The 839-nt window shown below is 76.8% G+C and carries 1 pseudogene; it reads left to right on the top strand.

The window, feature by feature from the left end:
- Positions 1-839: pseudogene (locus ACFQV6_RS44265) on the top strand (hypothetical protein); the annotation flags it as partial.

Below are 839 nucleotides of genomic sequence, written 5' to 3' on the forward strand. Positions count from 1 at the left end.
CCCCCGCCGAGCCCCCGCCGCCGGCCGCTTCGACCCCACTCCCCCCACCGACGCCCCCGACGCCGACCCCGATCCCCACGCCGACACCGTCCGAGACCGGGACACCGACACCGACCGGGACGCCGTCCGGGATCAGGACCGGGACGCCGACACCGACCGGGACGCTGACCGGGACCGGGACGCTGACCGGGACCGGGACGCTGACTGGCCTGGCGACGCCCCACCGCCACCCCGTCACGCCCCGTCCAACTTCGACGACGCCCCGCCCCCACCCCCACCCGCGGCCCCGCGCTTCACCGACGCCCCACCCCCTCGCTCAAGCGACGCCCCGCCGCCCCGCTCAGCCGAAGCCCCACCGTCAGCCAACGCCGCACCCTCAGCCCGCACCTACTCCAGCCCGTCCTCCAGCCGCGCCCCTGGCACCCGCCCCAGCCCCAAACGCCGCGGCGGCACAGCCACCGCAACCGTCGAACGCGACACCCCGGTCCCCGGCGCACCCACCCAGCGCCCCCCGACCGAATCCCGCACCGAATCCCGCACCGAGTCCGACCCCCTGATCGACCTCCCCCTCGACGAACCGGCCGACCCCCCAGCCCCCGCCGACGCCACCACCGCCTGGCCTCCCACCACAGCGGCACCCACCACAGCGCCTCCCACCACAGCGCCTCCCACCACAGCGACCGCCGCCCCAGCAACCGGCACCCGCTTCTACTCCCAGCCCAACGAGGACACCGAACAGTTCCGCACCGACCAGGCCGACCACACCGAACCCATCCCGGCCCAGGCTCCCCCACCCCCCGACGAGCCCCACCAGAGCCCATCCCCGTGGGCCCGCCCGG

The organism is Actinoplanes sp. GCM10030250, from assembly GCF_042666575.1.
GTDB lineage: Bacteria > Actinomycetota > Actinomycetes > Mycobacteriales > Micromonosporaceae > Actinoplanes.